Origin of the sequence: Pseudomonas sp. NY15354 (assembly GCF_048068075.1) — a bacterium.
Classification (GTDB): Bacteria; Pseudomonadota; Gammaproteobacteria; order Pseudomonadales; family Pseudomonadaceae; genus Aquipseudomonas; species Aquipseudomonas guariconensis_C.
On record NZ_JBLUPV010000020.1, the window covers coordinates 49,198 to 68,664 of the forward strand.

The following is a 19,467-nucleotide window of genomic DNA, read 5'->3' on the forward strand; positions in this document are numbered from 1 at the left end:
TGCGCGGCCCTTTCGCGACACAAGACGACGCCTGCAAAGGGCTGCAATGCAGCCCTACGGGATCAAGGGTTTGTGCCCAACTCGCCGTAGAGGCGCTCGACCTGGGCACGGGCGTCGGTGGCCGAGGCCAGGGCCTCCAGATACAGCCCTCGCGCCTCGATCAAGGTGCGCTGGGCATCGAGCACGTCGAGGAAGGCGAACTTGCCCATTTCGAATCCACGGGTGGCGGTGTCCACGGCCTGCTGCGCCGAAGGCAGGATGGTGCGGTCATAGGCCTGAACCTCCTGCATCGCCGAGGCCCACTGGCTGACGGCGCTGCGGGTGTCGCTGTACAGGCGCAACTGCACGGCGTTGCGCAGGTCCCGGGCCTGGTCGGCGCGGCGCGCGGCGGCCAGCACATTGCCCTGGTTGCGGTCGAACAACGGCAACGGCATGGACAGGCCGACCACGTTGACCCGCTCACGGTCCTCGCGGCTGTACTGGCTGCCCAGGCTCACGGTCAGGTCGGGGATGCGCTTGGCTTTCTCCGACCCCAGAGATGCCTCGCCCCGCTGGATCTGCGCCTCGGCCAAGCGCCAGTCGGCGGTCTGCGACACCCTGTCGAGCAAGGTCTCGGCGCGAGGTGCGGGGCCCGGCGAAAGCTCGCCCGCATCCAGGCGAGCGAAGGCCACCTGAGGGCTGCCGGTGAGCCGCGCCAGGGACTGGTTGGCGACGATGCGCTGGGACTCGGCACGGCGCACCTGAGCCTGCGCCTGGGCCAACTGGACCTGGGCGCGGGTGGCTTCGACCGGCGAAGACTGGCCCGCCTTCACCCGCCCTTGCACCACCCGCAGGCCACGTTCGGTCAGGGCCTGGGACTGCTGCGCCAGCTCTAGGGCGGTCTGTGCCCGCAAGGCGGCATGGAAGGCCTGCACCACATCGGCGCGCAGGCCATTACGCTGGCGCTCCAGCTCCAGCTGGGCGACGGTCTGGCCGGCGCTGGCCACCTCGATACGTGCGCCGCGTTTGCCGCCAAGCTCCAGGGCCTGACTGAGGGTCACGGTGGTCGTTCGGGTATCGCGGCGGGTGTCCTCGGCTTCCCAGGACAACTCTGGATTGGGCACCAGCCCAGCCTGGCGCCGCTCGCCTTCGGCGATGCCGATTTCACGGCTGGCGGCAGCAAGCTCGGGGTTCTGGGCGTAAGCGGCCTCGATCGCCTGGGGCAGGCTAAGGCGCTGCTCGGCGTGCAGGCTGGGCGCCGCTAGGCCAACCAGCAGTAGACAGAGCAAAGCGGTATTGCGGGGAGTGAACCGGTTGCACGGCACGTTTGAAGTCCTCGTCGGCAAGCGTCGGAAAGCATGGCGAGGGACTGTAAAGAGCGCCGCTTATCGGCTCGGTGGCACCAACATTACAATTTTGAAAGGTGGCCAGAGCACAGCGCGGGCGCTTGTGGGTGCGGGTTTACCCGCGAGGAGAACGATACCAGCGTCCGATAACCGCACACATTTCCTGGGCCAGCGGCGAAGGAAATTGACGAAACTAACCAGGTGGTACATATATCAAGGCATTCAAAAACAACAAAGCGATGCCCCGCCATGACGCCCCGAATCCTCGTGCTCAACGGCCCCAACCTGAACCTGCTCGGAACCCGCGAACCCGACCAGTACGGCCGCGAAACCCTCGCCGACCTGGCCCAAGGCTGTGCCGACTGCGCACAGGCGCTCGACCTGCAAATCGAGTTCCGCCAGACCAACCATGAAGGTGAACTGATCGACTGGATACACGCCGCCCGCGGGCGCTGTGCCGGCATCCTGATCAACCCCGGCGCCTGGACCCACACCTCGGTGGCCATTCGCGATGCCTTGGTGGCCAGCGAACTGCCCGTCATCGAGGTGCACCTGTCCAACGTGCACAAACGCGAGCCGTTTCGTCATGTCTCGTTCGTCTCATCGATCGCCGAGGGTGTGATCTGCGGCCTTGGCAGCCACGGCTATCGCCTGGCCCTGACACATTTCGCCCAGTTGCTCAAGGAGCCATGCGCATGAACCCGAACACTGTTCTGGCCGGCCTGATCGGCCGTGGCATCCAGGCCTCGCGCACGCCGGCGCTGCACGAGCACGAGGGCGATGCCCAGGCCCTGCGCTACCTGTACCGGCTGATCGACGCCGACCAACTGGGTCTGGACGACAGCGCCCTGCCCGGCCTGCTGGACGCGGCCCAGCGCACCGGCTTTACCGGGCTCAACATCACCTATCCGTTCAAACAGGCGATCCTGCCGCTACTCGATGAGCTGTCGGAAGAAGCTGAAGGCATCGGTGCGGTGAATACGGTCGTGCTCAGAGATGGCAAACGGATCGGTCACAACACCGACTGCCTGGGCTTTGCCGAAGGCCTGCGCCGTGGCCTACCGGATGTGGCGCGTGACCAGGTGGTGCAGATGGGTGCCGGCGGCGCGGGCTCGGCGGTGGCCCATGCGCTGCTCGGTGAAGGTGTGGGCCACTTGGTGCTGTTCGATGTGGACAGCTCACGCGCCCAGGCGTTGGTGGACAACCTCAGCGCCCGCTTCGGCGAAGGCCGGGCATCGCTCGGCACGGACCTGGCCGCTGCCGTGGCTGGGGCGCACGGACTGGTCAACACCACCCCGGTGGGCATGGCCAAGCTGCCCGGCACGCCGCTGCCGGTGGCCCTGTTGCATGCCCGGCTGTGGGTGGCCGAGATCATTTACTTCCCGCTGGAGACCGAGCTGCTGCGCCATGCCCGGGCGCTGGGTTGCCGCACGCTCGATGGCGGCAGCATGGCGGTGTTCCAGGCGGTGAAGGCCTTCGAGCTGTTTACCGGCAGAAGCGCCGACGCCGGGCGCATGCAGGCACATTTCGCAAGCCTGGGGTGAAGCGCCTGCTCGCGGGTACATCGCCGTACCCGCGAAGCAGAGTGCACGTCATCAGGCGGGCAACATCCCCCGCACCATGAACGCAGTCGATTCACGCACCTCGCGCCAGTATCGTTCCAGGTCCATCGGCTCGCTGCGGCACAGGCGCAGTAGCTGCAAGTGCCCGTAGTCGTTGAGCATGAACGCCGCATAGTCGACATCCAGATCGGCGCGCAACTTGCCCAACCCTCGCAGCTCACCCAACAGCGCAGCGATTTCGCTCACCAGCGCATCGTTGACCCGCTTGTAGGGCGCAGGCAACGCCGACTGATCAGGCCCAAGCAGGGCAATCACCTGGGGCAAGATCTCTCGCCACAACGCCGGCGACAGCACTTCGAAGGCGAACTCGGTCAGGCAGCGCTCGAAATAGCAGATGGTATCGATCGGGTCGTCGAGCTCGGGAATACGCCGACGCGCGGCGCTGATGGCGCGGTGGTCTGCCTCGCGCAGTTTCTCCAGAAGGATCTCCTGCTTGCTGCCGAAATAGGCGAAGACCGTCGGCACCGACACCGCCGCCGAACGGGCGATCTGCTCCATGGTGGTGGTCTGGAACCCCTGGCTCTCGAACAGGCTCAGGGCCGACTGGCTGATGGCTTGGCGGCGCAGGGCCTTCTGTTGTTCGCGCAATCCGCTCATGGCTCTCCTGGCTGGCGTTGGCGGGTAGGTGCTCAGCATAACGGCAAACTCATTCGATTAAAAATTTTATTGACTAAAACTTTTTATGGATTAAAAAATATTTCCACGTGATCGACTGACCACGCCGTACCGGCCGCACCCTGCCCGACAACAACAAACAGCGGGAGCCTTGCAATGCCTACCCTCGCCTGTCGTCCGCGGCCCTTCCTCGCCCAGCCCACGAGTACCGCCATGACTGACCATGCCGACCTGATCATCCACCACGCTCGTCTCTACACCGTCGACCCGCATCGCCCCTGGGCCAGCGCCGTGGCGGTGCGTGGCGAACGCATCGTGCACGTCGGCGACGACCGCAGCGTGCTGGCTTTCCAGGGCCCTGCCACGCGCATGATCGACGCCCAGGGCAAGCTGGTGCTGCCAGGCTTCGTCGAATCCCACTGGCACTTCTCCACCACAGCCTTCGCCCATCAGGCCTTCGTCAACCATGAAGACCCTCACCAGGTGCTGGCCGCGCTCAAACGCTATGTGGACGAGAACCCCAACGAGAAGGCCATCACCGGCATGGGCTGGGTCCAGGCCCTGGTACCTGCGGATTTGCTGCGCCGGGAAACCCTGGATGCGATCTGCGCCGACAAGCCAGTGTGCCTGCTGTCCACCGACTACCACTCCATGTGGGTCAACTCCAAGGCCCTGGAACTCGCGGGCATCGACCGCGACACCCCACCGGTGGAAGAAGGCGCCAGTTGGTTCGAGAAAGACCCGCACACCGGCGAGCCCACGGGGCTGATCGTCGATGGCGCGGCTTATTCGCTGCTGATGCAGCGCCTGAGCGACCTGGGTTACCTGCCCGTCGGCATCGATCTGTACCTGCGCTCGATCGCCCTTTGGCAGGAGAAACTGGTCGCCGCCGGCATCACCACCGTGTTCGACGCAGGCTTCCTCGACCCGAGCGGCGATCAGTCGCTGCTGTACCAGACCCTGATGCGGCTGGAAGAGGAGCAACGCCTCAAGCTCCGGGTGGTCGGCAGCTACATCGACATGGGCACCGACCCGGATCCGGTGGCCAGCCTCAAGGCCCTGCGCACCGAGTATGCAAGCCCACTGGTCAAGGCCCAGGCGCTGAAACTGATGCTCGACGGCACCGAGATGAACCACACCGCCTACCTGCTCGAGCCCTACTGCGACAAGCCGCACAGTTGCGGCAGCACCACCATGCCGGAGGAAACCTTCGAGCGGCACGTGCGCGAGGCCGACCTCAACGGCATCGACGTGATGGTCCATGCCGTCGGTGACGGCGCCGTGCGCATGGCTCTGGACGTGTTCGAGCGCGTCAGTGCGAGCAATCCGCTGCGCGATCGTCGCCATGTGATCACCCACGCGTTCCTCACCCACCCGGACGACATCCCGCGATTCCGCCGCATCGGCGTCATGGCCAATACCCAGTTGCAATGGGGCGTGGTCGACGCCTATACCCAGGCCATCCAACAGTCCTACGGCCCCGAGCGTTGGGCCTCGATGTACAAGTTCCGCAGCTTCATCGAACAGGGCGTGACCGTGTCCATCGGCATGGACGGTCTGGCCTGCCAGTGCCGCTGCCAGCATCGACCGGTGGAGCACATCGAGTCCGGCCATACCCGGCAGCTGGCCGGCGAACCCGATGCCCCGGTGATGCCGGACATCCACGAGAAACTGAGCATCCCGCAGCTGATCGCCGCCTACACCATCAATGGCGCCTATCAGCTGGGTCTGGAGAAGGAAATCGGCTCGATCACCGAAGGCAAACGTGCCGACATCATCATCCTGGAACAGGACCTGTTCGAACTGGACCGCTACCAGATCGGCAAGACCGAGGTGCTGCTGACCCTGATGAACGGCCACGTCACCCATGACCAGTTGAACCGCGCCCTGACCTGACCGCAGGCACTTCGCCCCCGTCACCCCGCAGGGTCGTGCCAACGCGCGGGCTGCGGGGTGGCTACCTGCGACACGCATCAGCCATTTCATCCATCGGGACCTCGACAATGCACAACAACAATTCCCGGCTCCAGCGTGCTTCTCTGATCTTCATCGCCAGTACGGCAATCATCGTGATCGGCGTTCAACCCATGTTCATCGGCCTGATGGCCGAGCGCCTGGCCCTTTCCCTCAGCCAGCAAGGCCTGGTGATCGCCATGGAAATGGGTGGGCTGGTGCTCGGCACCCTGCTTAGCCCGTGGCTGGCCCGAAAAGGCAGCCAGCGCCGCGTCTATGTCCTGGCTGCGGCGCTGGCGCTGGCCTGCAATCTGTTCACGGCACAAAGCGCCAGTTACACGCTGGTACTGGCCTGGCGTCTGCTCGCCGGGATTGGCGGTGGCCTGCTGTACGCCAATGCCCTCAACGACCTCGGCCGCCTGCCGGGACAGGACCGTTCCTTCGGCCTGGTGCTGTTCCTGCAGACCGGCATCTTCGCGTTCTCTGCCGCGACCCTGCCGCTGGTGGCCGAAGCGTTCGGCAGTTCGCTGGCGATCGCCTCGATGGCGGGCTGGTTCGGCCTGATCAGCCTCAGTTGCATCGCCTTGCCGGTCTGCCAGATCGTGACCGGCGGCGCCGTGCTGGCCGCCAGCGGCCAGGGCTCGGCGCGCATCGGTCGCTATTCATTGCTGGGTATGTTGTTTCTGCAATTGGCGATCTACAGCGTTTGGGGCTTCGTCGATCAGCTGGGGCATGACCAGGGCCTGAGCGCCGTGGAAGTAGGCTGGGCATTCGGCATGGGCGTGCTGGGCGGCCTGCCAGGCTCGGGCCTGCCGAGCCTGTTGGGGGCACGGGTCAGCCGTGGACCGATGATCGGCCTGGGCTCGTTGCTGGTGCTGTTGGCCATCGTCCTGCTCGGCGGGGGCACACCGAGCGCGATGAGCCTGTTCGTGGCGCTGTTCATCCTCAACTTCGGCTGGGCCCTGGCGCTGAGCTACTACATGGGCGCCATCGCCACCAACGACCCTCAGGGCCAGCTCACCCCACTGGTGCCAATCACACTGGCCAGTGCGGCTGCGGTTGCGCCAGCGTTCATCTCGATGCTGTTGCAGGTGACCGGCAAGCCGTCGATCTTCATCACCGCCGCCAGTGCAGTGACGATCGGTTTTCTGTTCAAGTGCATGGCGGGCATGCGCGAGCGTCAGAAGGCTCTATAAAAAGGGGCGCCAAGCGCCCCCCGGTTGCGCGCTCACTCAGCCAGCAACGCCTGGATCACTTTCTCCTGCCCATCATAGCCTCCTTCGCCGTAATGCACATGGCGCACCTGTCCCTGACGGTCAATGAAGTAGTGGGCCGGCCAGAACTGGTTGCCCCAGGCGTTCCAGATCCGGTAGTCGTTGTCCACCGCTACCGGATAACCGATGCCCAGGCTGGCCACCTTCTGGCGCAGGGTGCCCAGGTCATGCTCATAGTCGTATTCGGGCGTATGCACGCCGATCACCACCAGCCCCTGGTCGGCATAGCGCCGGGACCAGTCGTTGACATGGGGCAGACTGTGCTGGCAGTTGATGCAGTCCCAGGTCCAGAAATCCACCAACACCACCTTGCCTTTGAGCGCCGGGGCATCCAACGGCGTCGAGTTCAGCCACTGACTGGCGCCGGCCAGCGAAGGCATCGCGCCCTGCCCGTCCCGCGCCGCCAGGTAACCGGCCAGGCCAAGCCCTACCAACCCTAGGCCCAGCCCGCCGACCTTGATCAGCATGCGCCGATCAATTTTCATGGCAGCCGCCGGTGGCATAGCTACGGTACTCCACGCTCTGACGCTGGCCGTGGGAGTCCAGATAGTCCATGCGGGTGTTGACCACACCACAGGCGTTGGCCTGGTCGTCCTTGGTGGAAAGGACTTTCTGTACATCCAGGTGGTCGCCATAGCGGTACTGCATCACGTTGTCCTGCATCGGTTGCGGGGTTGCCTGGGCACCGATGGCGCCCAGGCTGGACAAGGCGAACAAGGCGGCGATGGCGAAGGTCTTGGTGGTCATGGCATCTCTCCTGCGAGTGTTTGGGTGCAGTGGGGAGTGTTCCCCGGTCGAGAGCCATTTCACCGCTGGCGGGTATCGGGCCTGTGTCAGCGAAGGGCCCCTATTGCCTTGTGCTGTATCTGCAGCGTTGCCGGATACACTGCAATACAAAGCCCTGCCCGCAAGGGCCACAACGCTCGGTACACTGCGCCCATCCACCCCGTACAGGACCCCGTTGATGGAACACGTCGATCACATCCTGGTCGTTGACGACGATCGCGAAATCCGCGAACTGGTCGGCAACTACCTGAAGAAGAACGGCCTACGCACCAGCATCGTCGCCGATGGCCGGCAAATGCGCGCCTTCCTGGAAAACAACGCAGTCGACCTGATCGTGCTCGACATCATGATGCCCGGCGATGACGGCCTGCTGCTGTGCCGCGAACTGCGCGCCGGCAAGCACCGCAACACGCCGGTGTTGATGCTCACCGCACGCAACGATGAGACCGACCGCATCATCGGCCTTGAGATGGGCGCCGACGATTACCTCACCAAACCCTTCTCGGCCCGCGAGCTGCTGGCGCGCATCAATGCCGTGCTGCGCCGCACACGGATGCTGCCACCGAACCTGACCATCAGTGAAAGCAGCCGGCTGATCGGCTTCGGCCCTTGGCGGCTGGACACCACCGCCCGCCACCTGCTCGACACCGACGGCACCCTGGTGGCCCTGAGCGGCGCGGAGTATCGCCTGTTGCGGGTGTTTCTCGACCACCCCCAACGGGTGCTCAGCCGCGAACAACTGCTCAACCTCACCCAGGGCCGCGAGGCGGACATCTTCGACCGTTCCATCGACCTGCTGGTCAGCCGTCTGCGTCAGCGTCTGGGTGACGATGCCCGCGAACCGACCTGCATCAAGACCGTGCGCAGCGAGGGCTACGTGTTCTCCCTGCCGGTGCAGTTGCTCGAGTCGCCGTCATGAGATGGCCCCGTACCCTCGCCTCGCGCTTGGCATTGATCTTCCTCACTGGCCTGATGCTGGCCTACGGGTTGTCGTTCGGTCTGCAGTTCTACGAGCGCTACGTCAGCAGCCGGTCGATGATGCTGAACAACCTGGAGCAAGACGTAGCGACTTCCGTGGCGATCCTCGAGCGCCTGCCGGCCGACGAGCGCGCCGCCTGGCTGCCACGCCTGCAGCGGCACAACTATCGCTATCAACTGGACGAGGGCCTCAGTGGCCAGGCCATGCCCAGCGAGGATCCGCCCATGGCCGCCGACTCGATCGTCAAGGCGATCGGCCGGGACTATCGCCTGACCTTCCAGGAAATCCCCGGCCCCAGCTCGCACTTCCAGGCCCATCTGCGCTTGGCTGACGGCGCACCGCTGACCATCGACGTCACGCCGGCCGGCGTACCCGTGGCCAAATGGCTGCCTGTGGTGCTGTTGATCCAGCTGGCCGTGCTGCTGGGCTGCACCTGGCTGGCGGTGCGCCTGGCCATCCGCCCCCTGACCCGGCTGGCTCGCGCGGTGGACGACCTGGACCCGGACAAACCCGGCCCCCAACTGGACGAAAGCGGCCCTCGGGAAGTGCGCTATGCAGCGGCAGCCTTCAACGCGCTGCAAGCGCGCATCGCCGCCTACCTCAAGGAGCGCATGCAACTGCTGGCGGCCATTTCCCATGACCTGCAAACGCCCATCACGCGCATGAAATTGCGCGTGGAGGTGATGGACGACGGCCTGGAGAAAGACAAACTCTGGAGCGACCTGAGCGCCATGGAGCATCTGGTGCGCGAAGGCGTGGCGTACGCCCGCAGCATGGACAGCAGCACCGAGGCGCCCTGTCGCATCAAGCTCGACGCCTTCCTCGACAGTCTGGTCTTCGACTACCAGGACAGCGGCGCCCAGGTCGAGCGCCTGGGCGCCACCGATGTCACCCTGCACACCCGCCCTCACGCCTTGCGCCGAGTACTGGTCAACCTGGTGGACAACGCGCTGAAGTTCGCAGGTGCCGCGCAGCTGGAGATCGAACATTCCGGGGACAGTACCTTTATCCGCGTGCTGGACGAAGGGCCGGGCATTCCCGCCGATGAACTGGCCGAAGTGCTCAAGCCCTTCTATCGGGTGGAAGGCTCACGCAACCGCAGCACCGGTGGCACTGGCCTGGGGCTGGCGATTGCCCAGCAACTGACCCAGGCCATGGGTGGGCAACTGACCTTGAGCAACCGCACCAGCGGCGGGCTGTGCGCGCAGATCGAGCTCAAATGATGCCGGGCCGCGTCCTGGCCCCGGCATCGTCTACACACCGATACATAACCCCGACGCCCTGGACACACTGCAGATACCCAGCCCGCACACACTCCTTGTCAAACCTCGAGCCTCCCAGGGCTCGAGTGCCCCAACCTGCTGACAAGGGAACCTGATCATGAACGCATTGCCCCGCGCCTTTAATACCCTGGACCGCTTCGGTACCTGGAGCGCCGACCTCCCCCTGCGCCTGTTCCTGGCCTGGGAATTCTTCGAATCGGGTGTCGAGAAACTCAACGGCGCCAACTGGTTCACCGACCTGCAATCAAGCTTCCCCTTCCCGTTCAGCGTATTGCCCGCCAACGTGAACTGGCAGCTCTCACTGTGGGCGGAGTTGATCTGCCCGCTGTTGCTGCTGCTCGGCCTGGGCACGCGCCTGGCCTCGGCCGTGCTGATGGTGGTAACGCTGGTGGCCATCGCCGCCGTGCACTGGCCGGCACAGTGGTCGAGCCTGGCCGAACTGGCCCAGGGCTATGCGATCACCGACCAAGGCTACGGCAACTTCAAGCTGCCGGTGATCTACCTGGTGGCCCTGCTGCCGCTGTTGCTCAAAGGGGCCGGCCGCCTGAGCCTGGACCACTGGCTGGGCGGCCGGCTCCAGGCCTTGAGCGTCAGAGCACCCGCCTGATCAACGGCTCGAGGCGGCTGTAGCGCAAGCGCCGCAGCAGCTTGAGCACTTCGCGCGGGTGCTCGCCGGCCTCGCCCAGCTCATCGGCCGACGACAACCTGGGGGCATGCCGGCGGATAGTGTCGAGCTCAGCCTCACGAGGGCCGAGCCACTGCCCTTGGGGGTCATCGATCAACAGGCCGTTCTCGAGGTCGAGATTGAAACCGCGAGGGTTGAGATTGTTGCCGGTGAGCAAGCTATAGCGCTCGTCGATCCACACCCCTTTGGCATGGAAGGTGTGGCCCGGATCGTTCCAGATCCGCACCTGCAGCTGGCCACTGGCAATGGCGGCCTGGCGCCGGTGAGCGAAGGCACGCAGGTTGTCCTCGTACAGATAGGGCAAGGCGGCACTGGCGGTAAAGGGTTGCCCGGGAGCGACGTAGAAATCGTTGGCGGTTCGGTGACCGATGATCAACTCCACTGTCACACCACGTGCCAGCGCCCGATCGATCTCGGCGAGCAGCACCCGGGGCGGGTTGAAGTACGGGGTGCTGAGCACGATGCGCGAACGCGCAGTTGCCAGCAGCGCGCACACGCTGCGGTTGAGTGGATTGCCCCGGCCGATGCCCAGCAGGGGAATCACCCGCAGCCCTTCCCGGGCCGGAGCCGCGGGCAGTTCGTAGGCCATATGCCTCAAGCGCGCACGCAACCGGCGAATCGCCCCGCGCAGGCGCTTGGTGGCTGGCGGTGCGGGCAGGTCCAGGCGCGGTGTCGCGGTACTGGCCAGCATCTGCCGCACCAGATCGACCATGGCATCGGCCAATCCGGGGCTGTGGAACAGGTGATAGCGGTCCAGTCGGTAGCGGTCGAAGCGATGCAGGTAGACGTTGTTCAGGCTCGCCCCCGTGTACAGCACCTGGTCGTCGATGATGCTGCCTTTGAGGTGCAGCACGCCGAACAGCTCGCGCGTCTGCACCGGCACACCATGGATGACCACATCCAGGCCATGGCGTTGACGCTGGGCCTGGTACCAGGCCGCATTGCCCGGTTGCCGGCCCGCCCCCAGCAGACCGCGCCGGGCCCGGAACCAGTCGACGACGATGAGAATCTCCAGCCCCGGCCGCGCCGCCTTGGCCCGGTACAGCGCATCGAGTACCTCCTGGCCGGCCTCGTCCTCCTGCAAGTACAGGGCGACGATGACAATACGCTGCGTGGCGTTGGCGATCAGCTCAAGCAGACGGGTGCGGTAGCTCGCCGCATCGGGCAATACCTCGATGGCGCCGGGCACCAGAGCGAAGCCTTCCTGGGGTACCGGCACGGATTTACGGTTCAAGCGGTCGTCTCCTGTGCAAAGGGGGGCTCCCGGTCATGGGTGCATTCCGGCCCCTGTCATCCGGGTGTACTATCGGGCCGGCCACGGCATAGAACAACAATAATTCCTCTAGGCTCGTTTTTTCTTATAGCCCGGAAAAACGCAGCCTCAGCTTGCACAGGTAAAACGCACATGGTCCAGCCCTGCTCCGCGCAGCCTGCTTCCACGCTTTCCCCGCCCAGGGCGTTCGGCTTCCTGGTGCAACCCAACTTCACCACCATCGGCCTTGCCTCGGCGGTCGAGACCCTGCGCATGGCCAACCTGGCGGCCTGCCGCCCGTTGTTTCGCACAGTGCTGGTGGCCGCCACACCGGACCCTGTGACCGCCAGCAACGGCATGCGCGTATTGCCGGACCATGGCATCGCCGATGCACCGTCGCTGGATGCCCTGTTCGTGGTCGGTGCCAACCCCATCGCCAACGACCGCGAAAGCCGACCGTTGATCGATTGGTTGCGGCGGCTGGCCCGCCAGCGGGTGCCCTTGGGCGGTATCTGCACCGGCAGCTACCTCCTGGCGCGGGCTGAGTTGCTCAAGGGCTATCGCTGCACCATCCACTGGGAAGACATCGAAGCACTCAAGGAGCGTTTCCCCGGCATCATCATCTCCAATCAACTGTACGAGCTGGACCGGGATCGCTATACCTGCTCCGGTGGTGTGGCGGCCATGGACATGATGTTGCAGTTGATCGCCCGTCTGCCCGATGGCCAGGCGATTGCCGCCAAGGCTGCCGAGCTGTTGCTGTGCGACCGAGTGCGGGGCGAACGTGACCGCCAGCGGGTGCCTTTGCGCACCCGGCTCGGCAATGCCCAACCCAAGCTGAGCCAGGTCGTGGCGATCATGGAAGCCAATCTGGAAGAACCCCTGGGACTGGAAGAGCTGGCAAGCCTCAACGAGGTGACGGTGCGACAACTGGAGCGGCTGTTCCACAAATACCTGCAGCGCACGCCCAGCCAGTACTACCTGGAACTGCGCCTCTCGCGGGCGCGGGAGATGCTGCTACGCAGCGATGCCCAGGTACGGGAAATCGCCCTGGCCTGTGGCTTTACCTCGCCTGCGCATTTTTCCAAAAGCTACAGCCGGTTCTTTGGCCTGTCGCCGCTCGGGGAACGGCGACAGGCGTCGTTGCATTGATACGCTCAAGACAGCGCTGGGCTCTCTGCGAACAAGGCTTTTCGGCGGTAACTGGCACCGGCTCTGCCGGTGTTCGCGGGTGAACCCGCTCCCTCAGGGATCATGCAAGTCTTGAGAGCGGCGGGCGCTCTGAATAGTCAATCCTGCAAAGCCCGATGCGCCGTTTCCCGGCAGGCCAGCATGGCCACCAACGCCACCGCCGCAGCAGCCAGCAAATACCCTGCCGGGGCCAGCGTGTTGCCTGTCACCTGGATCAGCCAGGTGGCAATGAACGGCGCGGTGCCACCGAACAACGCATTGGCGATATTGAAGCTTAAGGCGAAGCCGCTGAAGCGCACGCGTGTCGGAAAAATCTCTGCCAGCAGGCAGGGCAAAGTGCCGTCGTTCATCGCCAACATGGCACCGAACAAGATCTGGATCGCCAGGATCACCAGCAGTGGTTGGTGATCCAGCAGGCTGAACAGTGGCACTGTCAGCCCCAGGAACAACAGCGAGGCGATCACCAGCATGGTCTTGCGACCAAAGCGGTCCGACAACCGCCCCATCAGGAAAATCAGCCCGATATAGGTTGCCAGCGACACCGTCGAGGCAATGAACGAGTCACGCTCGCTCATGCCCATTTCATTGGAGAGGTAGGTAGGCATGTAGCTCAGCAGCAGGTAGAAGGCGACCGCATTCAGACAGGTCACGCCGATGCCGATCAGCACACTGCGCCGGTGCAGGGTCAGCAGTTCGCGCAGGGGCGTGGAGCCTGCGCAGCCCTTGCTCTCCAGACGCTGCTCCATCTCCAGGAACTTGGGCGTGTCCTGAAGGCTCATGCGGATGTAGCGCCCTACCAGGCCAAACGGTGCGGCCAGCAGGAACGGCAGGCGCCAGCCCCAGCTGTGCAAGGCCTCGGTACTGAGCAGTGCATGCAGGGTGGCAACGAACGCGGCGCCGAACAGCAAACCGGCGGCGGTACTGGCCGGCACGATGCTGGTGTACAGCCCACGACGGCCCGCTGGTGCGTACTCGGCCAGAAACGCCGAGGCCCCGGCATACTCACCCGACGCGGAAAAACCCTGCACCAAGCGGATCAACAGCAACAGACACGGTGCCCACACGCCGATCTGCGCGTGGCTGGGCAATATGCCGATGCAGAACGTCGACACCGACATGATCAGGATCGACCACGACAACGCATTGCGTCGACCATGGCGATCACCGAAATGCCCCCAAACCACCCCGCCCAACGGGCGGACGATGAATGACAGGGCAAACACTGCGAAGGTGGCCAGCAAGCCAGTGGTCTTATCGGTATCGGGGAAGAACGTGGCGGCGATGATGGTGGCCAGGTAGCCATAGGCGGCATAGTCGAACCATTCGACGAAGTTGCCCATGAAACTGGCCCGCGCGGCCTTGCGCAGCGCTTGGCGTTCGGCGTCCTGTGCCGGAAGATCGAGAGGCGACGCACTCAAGCTGATCATCGTGCACCTCCCTGAGCGGGCAGCAAACGAGATTTTGGCACAACGGAATGACGCTGGGACATGACGGATTACCCTCTGTTCTTGTAATTGGCGGCAGGGTCGAGCGGTCACTGTCGGGAAGGTCGCGGGCAGGCCCGCGACCGTGCCCGAGGGTCACTTGCGGATGATGTTGTGCTCCGGGCCGTATGGGAAATGGGTGATGTTCTCGGCACCGTGTTCGTTGACGATCAGGATGTCATGCTCACGGTAGCCACCGGCGCCGGGACGCCCTTCGGGCAGCATGATCATTGGCTCGATCGACACCACCATACCCGGCTCGAGCACGGTGTCGATGTCCTCTCGCAGCTCCAGGCCTGCTTCGCGGCCGTAGTAATGGCTCAGGGTGCCGAAGGAGTGGCCGTAGCCGAAAGTGCGGTATTGCAGCAGGTCATGGCGCAGGAAGATCTCGTTCAGCTCACGGGCGATATCGCAGCAGCGCATGCCGGGGCGCACCAGCTTCAGCCCCGCTTCGTGCACTTCGACGTTGGCTTGCCACAGCCGCAGGTAGTCGTCCGGGCAATGGTCGAGGAACAAGGTGCGCTCCAGAGCGGTGTAATAGCCGGCGATCATCGGGAAGCAGTTCAGGCTGAGGATCTCGCCCTTGCTGACCTTGCGGCTGGTCACCGGGTTGTGTGCGCCATCGGTGTTGAGCCCGGACTGGAACCAGGTCCAGGTGTCCATCAGTTCGGCGTCAGGGAAGCTGCGCGCGATCTCGCGCACCATCGCCTGGGTGGCGTGCAGTGCCACCTCGTACTCAGGCACCTGATCGCGCAGAGCCTCGACCACCGCCGCCCCGCCGATGTCGGCCACACGCGCACCGTGGCGGATCAATGCCTGCTCCTCGGCGGACTTGATCATGCGCATGCGCATGCAAGGCGCGCCGATGTCCAGCAACTCGGCCTTGGGGTAGCAGGCGGCGAGCTTAGCGTGATTCTGCAGGTTGAGATGGTCATGCTCCACACCGATGCGCGAGGCCAGCGGCAGGGCCTGCTGGATGGCGACGAAGAAGTTGTCGCGCTGCCAGTCGGTGTAGACGATGTTGTCGGTACCGACCGTGCGCCGCCACGGCTGACCGCCATCGATGTTGGCGCTGATCGAGACCACGTTATCCTGGGTGACCACCAGCGCGTAAGGGCGGCCGAAGGAGCAGTAGAGAAAATCGCTGTAGTAGTTGACGTTGTGGTACGAGGTGAAGATCGCCGCCTCGATGTCATGTTCGGCCATGTAGGCGCGCAGACGGGCCTGGCGGGCCGCGTACTCCTGGGTGGAGAACGTGGGTTTGGCCTTCTCGCCGTTGCGGATCTTCAGGGTCTTGGGCATTTGCATGGTGGGTTTCCTTGTCGTTGTGGGCATGCTGTTCAGGCCGGTTGCCTGGGATGCATTGCAGCAGAACGACCAAGGGCGCTTTTGTACCTATCCGACCTGAAATTGGCGAAACGGCCACCGCCCGTTCGCAGCCTTTGGATGGCTCGAACAAGACAAGGCCGCCCACAGACACCGCGCAATGTCCTGCGCAGCACCTGGGGGCGGCCTTGTGTCGTGAAAGGCGCGCAAAGCGCCCTTCAACCCCGGTTACTTCAGGTCGAACCTATCGAGCTCCATCACCTTGACCCAGGCGGCAACGAAGTCCCTGACGAACTTGTCCTGGCCATCGCTGCTGCCATAGACCTCGGACAAAGCCCGCAACTGGGCGTGGGAACCGAACACCAAGTCGACGCGGGTGCCGGTCCACTTCACCTGACCGCTCTTGCGGTCACGCCCTTCGAAGGTTTCGTTATCCGCCGAGGTGGGTTTCCACTCCACTCCCATGTCCAGCAGGTTGCGGAAAAAGTCGTTGGACAGCACGCCGGGCTTATCGGTGAACACCCCATCCCGACTGCCACCAGCATTGGCGCCGAGCACACGCAGGCCGCCGATCAGTACCGTCATCTCTGGTGCGGTCAGGGTCAGCAACTGGGCTTTGTCCAGCAACAGCTTTTCGGCCTTGACGCTGTAGCGGGCTTTGGAGAAGTTGCGAAAGCCGTCGGCCAAGGGTTCCAGCACACCGAACGACTCGACATCGGTCTGCTCCTGGGAGGCGTCCATGCGCCCTGGCCTGAACGGCACGTTGACGGTGTGCCCGCCGTCCTTGGCGGCTTTTTCCACGGCGGCGCAGCCGGCCAGGACGATCAGATCGGCCAACGAGACTTTCTTGCCTGAGGCGTTGAATTGGCCCTGGATCTGCTCCAGCGCCTTGAGCACCTTGTCCAACTGCTCAGGCTGGTTGGCCGCCCAGAACTTCTGCGGTGCCAGGCGCAAGCGGCCACCGTTGGCGCCGCCACGTTTGTCCGAACCGCGGAAGGTCGAGGCCGCGGCCCAGGCGGTGCTGACCAGTTCGGCCACGCTCAGGCCCGAAGCCAGCACCTTGGCCTTGAGCGCTGCGATGTCCTGGTCGTTGATCAGCGGGTGGTCCACTGGCGGGATCGGGTCCTGCCAGAGCAAGACCTCCTGGGGCATTTCCGGCCCCAGGTAACGCGACAGTGGGCCCATGTCCCGGTGGATCAGCTTGTACCAGGCCCGGGCGAAGGCATCGGCCAACTGTTCGGGGTTGTCCTTGAAGCGTCGGGCGATCGGCTCGTAGATCGGGTCGAAGCGCAGGGCCAGGTCGGAGGTGAGCATCGCTGGTGCATGACGTTTGGCCGGGTCGTGGGCATCGGGGATCTGCCCTGCCCCAGCGCCGTTCTTCGGACGCCACTGGTGGGCACCGGCCGGGCTCTTGGTCAGTTCCCAGTCGAAATTGAACAGATTCTCCAGGTACTCGTTGCTCCACTTCGTCGGGGTGGACGTCCAGGTCACTTCCAGGCCACTGGTGATGGTATCGCCGCCCTTGCCGGTGCCGAATTTGTTCTGCCAGCCCAGGCCTTGCAGCTCGAGGCCTGCTGCTTCTGGCTCAGGGCCGACATTGTCGGCAGGCCCGGCGCCGTGGGTTTTGCCGAAGGCATGGCCACCGGCGATCAGGGCCACGGTTTCCTCATCGTTCATGGCCATACGGCCGAAGGTCTCGCGGATGTCCTTGCCCGAGGCCACAGGGTCCGGGTTGGCTTCCGGGCCTTCCGGGTTCACATAGATCAGCCCCATCTGCACGGCAGCCAACGGGTTTTCCAGGTTGCGTTCCCCACCCAGGGCGCGGCTTTGTTCTTCACCGTGCTTCTGCGGCTCGGCCACCAGGTCACCCTGGCCAGGGGCCTGGGCCTTGCCGTAGCGGGTGTCGCCACCCAGCCAGACCTTCTCGGAACCCCAGTACACATCTTCGTCCGGCTCCCACACATCGGCGCGCCCGCCGGAGAACCCGAAGGTCTTGAAACCCATGGACTCGAGGGCGACGTTGCCGGTCAGGACGATCAGGTCGGCCCAGGAGATCTTGTTGCCGTACTTTTGCTTGATCGGCCAGAGCAGGCGCCGGGCCTTGTCCAGGCTGACGTTGTCCGGCCAGCTGTTGAGCGGCGCAAAGCGTTGCTGGCCGGAGCCTGCGCCACCACGACCATCGCCGATGCGGTAGGTGCCGGCGCTGTGCCAGGCCATGCGGATGAACAGCGGGCCGTAGTGGCCGAAGTCGGCGGGCCACCAGTCCTGGGAGTCGGTCATCAAGGCGCGCAGGTCCTGCTTGAGGGCCTGGAAGTCGAGGCTCTTGAACGCCTTGGCATAGTCGAACCCGGTATCCATGGGGTCGGACTTGGAGGAATGCTGATGGAGGATTCTCAGGTTCAGTTGGTCCGGCCACCAGTCACGGTTGCTGGTGCCACCACCAGCGGTTTGATGAAACGGGCATTTCGATTCGTTCGACATCTGCGTGTACCTTTGGGTCGGTTGTCCAGATTTCCCGGTCTAGGCCAGGTGTTCGATCGGCTGAGCACGCAGGCTCATGCATCCCCTCATCAGGTCGCGTCGGCGGTAGGCCGGCACAGGCTTGCCAACGGCGGAAAAAGCAGGCGCCCCGGGGGGTATCCCTGCCCACGCCCACCCGCCGTTTTCACGGGGCAGGATGAAGACTAGCCGAGCGGTGGCAGGTTTCTAATAGAGTGGCTATGTGGGGGTAATAGCCTGGGGCTTTCAGAGCAATGGCGCTGCTGCCTTGCAGCCCATTGCAGGCGCTGACTACGACGAGCGGCTCACTTGCCCCGCTGCATCCAGGCCGCGCCCAGACCGCTCAGGCAAATGATGGCGATGCCCACCAGGCTGCTGGTTTCGGGCACCTGGCTGAAAATCACCAGCCCCAGCAAGCCCGCGAAGACGATCTGGCAGTAACTGAACGGCGCCAGCAACGCCGGGGCGGCGAAGCGGAAGGCCTGGGTCAACAGCAGATGGGCGGTCATGCCGCAGCCGCCCAGGGCCAGCATCAGCAAGGCGTGGTCCCAGTGCGGCAGTTGCCAGAAGAACGGCACCAAGGCGCTGAGCACCAAGGTATTGCACAGCCCGGCGTAGAAGTTGCTGGTGGTCGGGGTGTCGTAGGCGGCCAGTTTGCGGGTCAGCAGTTGATAGAGGCAGAAGCCCAGGGCCGAGCCCAGGGGGAAGAGGATCGCCGGGGTGAACATCGCCCCGCCCGGATGCACCACCACCAGCACGCCGACAAAGCCGAGCACCACCGCCACCCATTGGCCGAGGGTGACCCGTTCCTTGAGCAGCGGAGCCGACAGTGCGGTGACCAGCACCGGGGCCAGGAAGTTGACCGAGGTCGCCTCGGCGAGCGGCAGGTATTGCAGGCCGGCGGTGAACAGCAGGCTGGTGCTCAACAGGCTCAGGGCGCGCAGGGTCTGCAGCAGCGGCCGGCGGGTGCGCAGCACGGCCATGCCGGCCTTGGGCAGGAAGATCCCCGCCATCAGCAGGGTATGCACCAGGTAGCGCACCCACACCACCATGACGATCGGGTACAAGCCACCGAGGAACTTCGACAGCGCGTCGTGACTGGCGAACAGGAACGTTGCCACGACCACCAAGGCGATGCCGCGCAGCGGTTGGTTGACTCCGGACAGCGGGGTTTTGGAACTCATGGCGCTCTC

General features: G+C 64.5%; 17 protein-coding genes. 8 read left to right on the plus strand and 9 right to left on the minus strand.

What is annotated here, in order from left to right; translation table 11 throughout:
* Positions 1 to 62 precede the first annotated feature (62 nt).
* Positions 63 to 1,325, minus strand: a complete 1,263-nt coding sequence (locus tag ACNFCH_RS18200; RefSeq protein WP_416743250.1) for a TolC family protein — start codon at positions 1,323 to 1,325, stop codon at positions 63 to 65.
* Positions 1,326 to 1,574: 249 nt separating this feature from the next.
* On the opposite strand from ACNFCH_RS18200, the gene aroQ reads away from it, so the two are divergent.
* Both aroQ and ACNFCH_RS18210 read left to right on the plus strand, forming a co-directional pair.
* On the plus strand, positions 1,575 to 2,024 hold the full coding sequence (gene aroQ, locus ACNFCH_RS18205; RefSeq protein WP_337158429.1) for a type II 3-dehydroquinate dehydratase: 450 nt from the start codon (positions 1,575 to 1,577) through the stop codon (positions 2,022 to 2,024).
* Positions 2,021 to 2,869, plus strand: coding sequence for a shikimate dehydrogenase (locus tag ACNFCH_RS18210; protein WP_337158430.1), 849 nt, complete (start codon positions 2,021 to 2,023; stop codon positions 2,867 to 2,869). Before aroQ ends, ACNFCH_RS18210 begins: the two co-directional genes overlap by 4 nt.
* A 51-nt stretch (positions 2,870 to 2,920) precedes the next feature.
* Here ACNFCH_RS18210 and ACNFCH_RS18215 read toward each other — a convergent pair whose 3' ends face one another.
* Positions 2,921 to 3,544, minus strand: a complete 624-nt coding sequence (locus ACNFCH_RS18215; RefSeq protein ID WP_070091257.1) for a TetR/AcrR family transcriptional regulator — start codon at positions 3,542 to 3,544, stop codon at positions 2,921 to 2,923.
* A gap of 231 nt (positions 3,545 to 3,775) precedes the next feature.
* On the opposite strand from ACNFCH_RS18215, the gene ACNFCH_RS18220 reads away from it, so the two are divergent.
* Complete coding sequence (locus ACNFCH_RS18220) at positions 3,776 to 5,458, plus strand: amidohydrolase (RefSeq protein ID WP_416743251.1); 1,683 nt, start codon at positions 3,776 to 3,778, stop codon at positions 5,456 to 5,458.
* A gap of 107 nt (positions 5,459 to 5,565) precedes the next feature.
* The gene (locus ACNFCH_RS18225) at positions 5,566 to 6,711 is read left to right on the plus strand and encodes an MFS transporter (RefSeq protein WP_337158432.1); all 1,146 of its coding nucleotides are present in this window, start codon (positions 5,566 to 5,568) and stop codon (positions 6,709 to 6,711) included.
* 32 nt (positions 6,712 to 6,743) lie between these two features.
* Here ACNFCH_RS18225 and ACNFCH_RS18230 read toward each other — a convergent pair whose 3' ends face one another.
* Both ACNFCH_RS18230 and ACNFCH_RS18235 read right to left on the minus strand, forming a co-directional pair.
* The gene (locus ACNFCH_RS18230; RefSeq protein WP_337158433.1) at positions 6,744 to 7,274 is read right to left on the minus strand and encodes a thioredoxin family protein; all 531 of its coding nucleotides are present in this window, start codon (positions 7,272 to 7,274) and stop codon (positions 6,744 to 6,746) included.
* The gene (locus tag ACNFCH_RS18235; protein WP_196165209.1) at positions 7,264 to 7,536 is read right to left on the minus strand and encodes a DUF2790 domain-containing protein; all 273 of its coding nucleotides are present in this window, start codon (positions 7,534 to 7,536) and stop codon (positions 7,264 to 7,266) included. Before ACNFCH_RS18235 ends, ACNFCH_RS18230 begins: the two co-directional genes overlap by 11 nt.
* Before the next feature lie 217 nt (positions 7,537 to 7,753).
* On the opposite strand from ACNFCH_RS18235, the gene ACNFCH_RS18240 reads away from it, so the two are divergent.
* The 3 genes from ACNFCH_RS18240 (at position 7,754) to ACNFCH_RS18250 (ending at position 10,444) form a co-directional block, all read left to right on the plus strand.
* The gene (locus ACNFCH_RS18240) at positions 7,754 to 8,494 is read left to right on the plus strand and encodes a response regulator (protein WP_196165208.1); all 741 of its coding nucleotides are present in this window, start codon (positions 7,754 to 7,756) and stop codon (positions 8,492 to 8,494) included.
* Complete coding sequence (locus tag ACNFCH_RS18245) at positions 8,491 to 9,777, plus strand: sensor histidine kinase (protein WP_416743252.1); 1,287 nt, start codon at positions 8,491 to 8,493, stop codon at positions 9,775 to 9,777. Before ACNFCH_RS18240 ends, ACNFCH_RS18245 begins: the two co-directional genes overlap by 4 nt.
* Positions 9,778 to 9,934: 157 nt before the next feature.
* The gene (locus ACNFCH_RS18250) at positions 9,935 to 10,444 is read left to right on the plus strand and encodes a DoxX family protein (RefSeq protein ID WP_337158436.1); all 510 of its coding nucleotides are present in this window, start codon (positions 9,935 to 9,937) and stop codon (positions 10,442 to 10,444) included.
* Here ACNFCH_RS18250 and pssA read toward each other — a convergent pair.
* Positions 10,428 to 11,756 carry a CDP-diacylglycerol--serine O-phosphatidyltransferase gene (gene pssA / locus ACNFCH_RS18255; RefSeq protein WP_337158437.1) on the minus strand — a complete coding sequence of 443 codons (1,329 nt, stop codon included), beginning with the start codon at positions 11,754 to 11,756 and terminating at the stop codon, positions 10,428 to 10,430. The two genes, ACNFCH_RS18250 and pssA, sit on opposite strands and share 17 nt — an antisense overlap.
* Positions 11,757 to 11,927: 171 nt before the next feature.
* On the opposite strand from pssA, the gene ACNFCH_RS18260 reads away from it, so the two are divergent.
* On the plus strand, positions 11,928 to 12,926 hold the full coding sequence (locus ACNFCH_RS18260; RefSeq protein WP_416743253.1) for a GlxA family transcriptional regulator: 999 nt from the start codon (positions 11,928 to 11,930) through the stop codon (positions 12,924 to 12,926).
* 137 nt (positions 12,927 to 13,063) lie between these two features.
* Here ACNFCH_RS18260 and ACNFCH_RS18265 read toward each other — a convergent pair whose 3' ends face one another.
* The 4 genes from ACNFCH_RS18265 to ACNFCH_RS18280 all read right to left on the minus strand — a co-directional run bounded on the left by ACNFCH_RS18265 (position 13,064) and on the right by ACNFCH_RS18280 (position 19,458).
* Positions 13,064 to 14,392: an MFS transporter gene (locus ACNFCH_RS18265; RefSeq protein ID WP_416743254.1), complete on the minus strand. Its 1,329-nt coding sequence runs from the start codon at positions 14,390 to 14,392 to the stop codon at positions 13,064 to 13,066.
* 153 nt (positions 14,393 to 14,545) lie between these two features.
* Positions 14,546 to 15,757 carry a M24 family metallopeptidase gene (locus ACNFCH_RS18270; protein WP_337158440.1) on the minus strand — a complete coding sequence of 404 codons (1,212 nt, stop codon included), beginning with the start codon at positions 15,755 to 15,757 and terminating at the stop codon, positions 14,546 to 14,548.
* A 246-nt stretch (positions 15,758 to 16,003) separates the two neighbouring features.
* Positions 16,004 to 18,256, minus strand: a complete 2,253-nt coding sequence (katG, locus tag ACNFCH_RS18275) for a catalase/peroxidase HPI (RefSeq protein ID WP_337158441.1) — start codon at positions 18,254 to 18,256, stop codon at positions 16,004 to 16,006.
* A gap of 323 nt (positions 18,257 to 18,579) precedes the next feature.
* Entirely contained in the window at positions 18,580 to 19,458 is an 879-nt protein-coding gene (locus ACNFCH_RS18280) for a DMT family transporter (protein WP_416743255.1), read from the minus strand.
* Between the last annotated feature and the right edge of the window lie 9 nt (positions 19,459 to 19,467).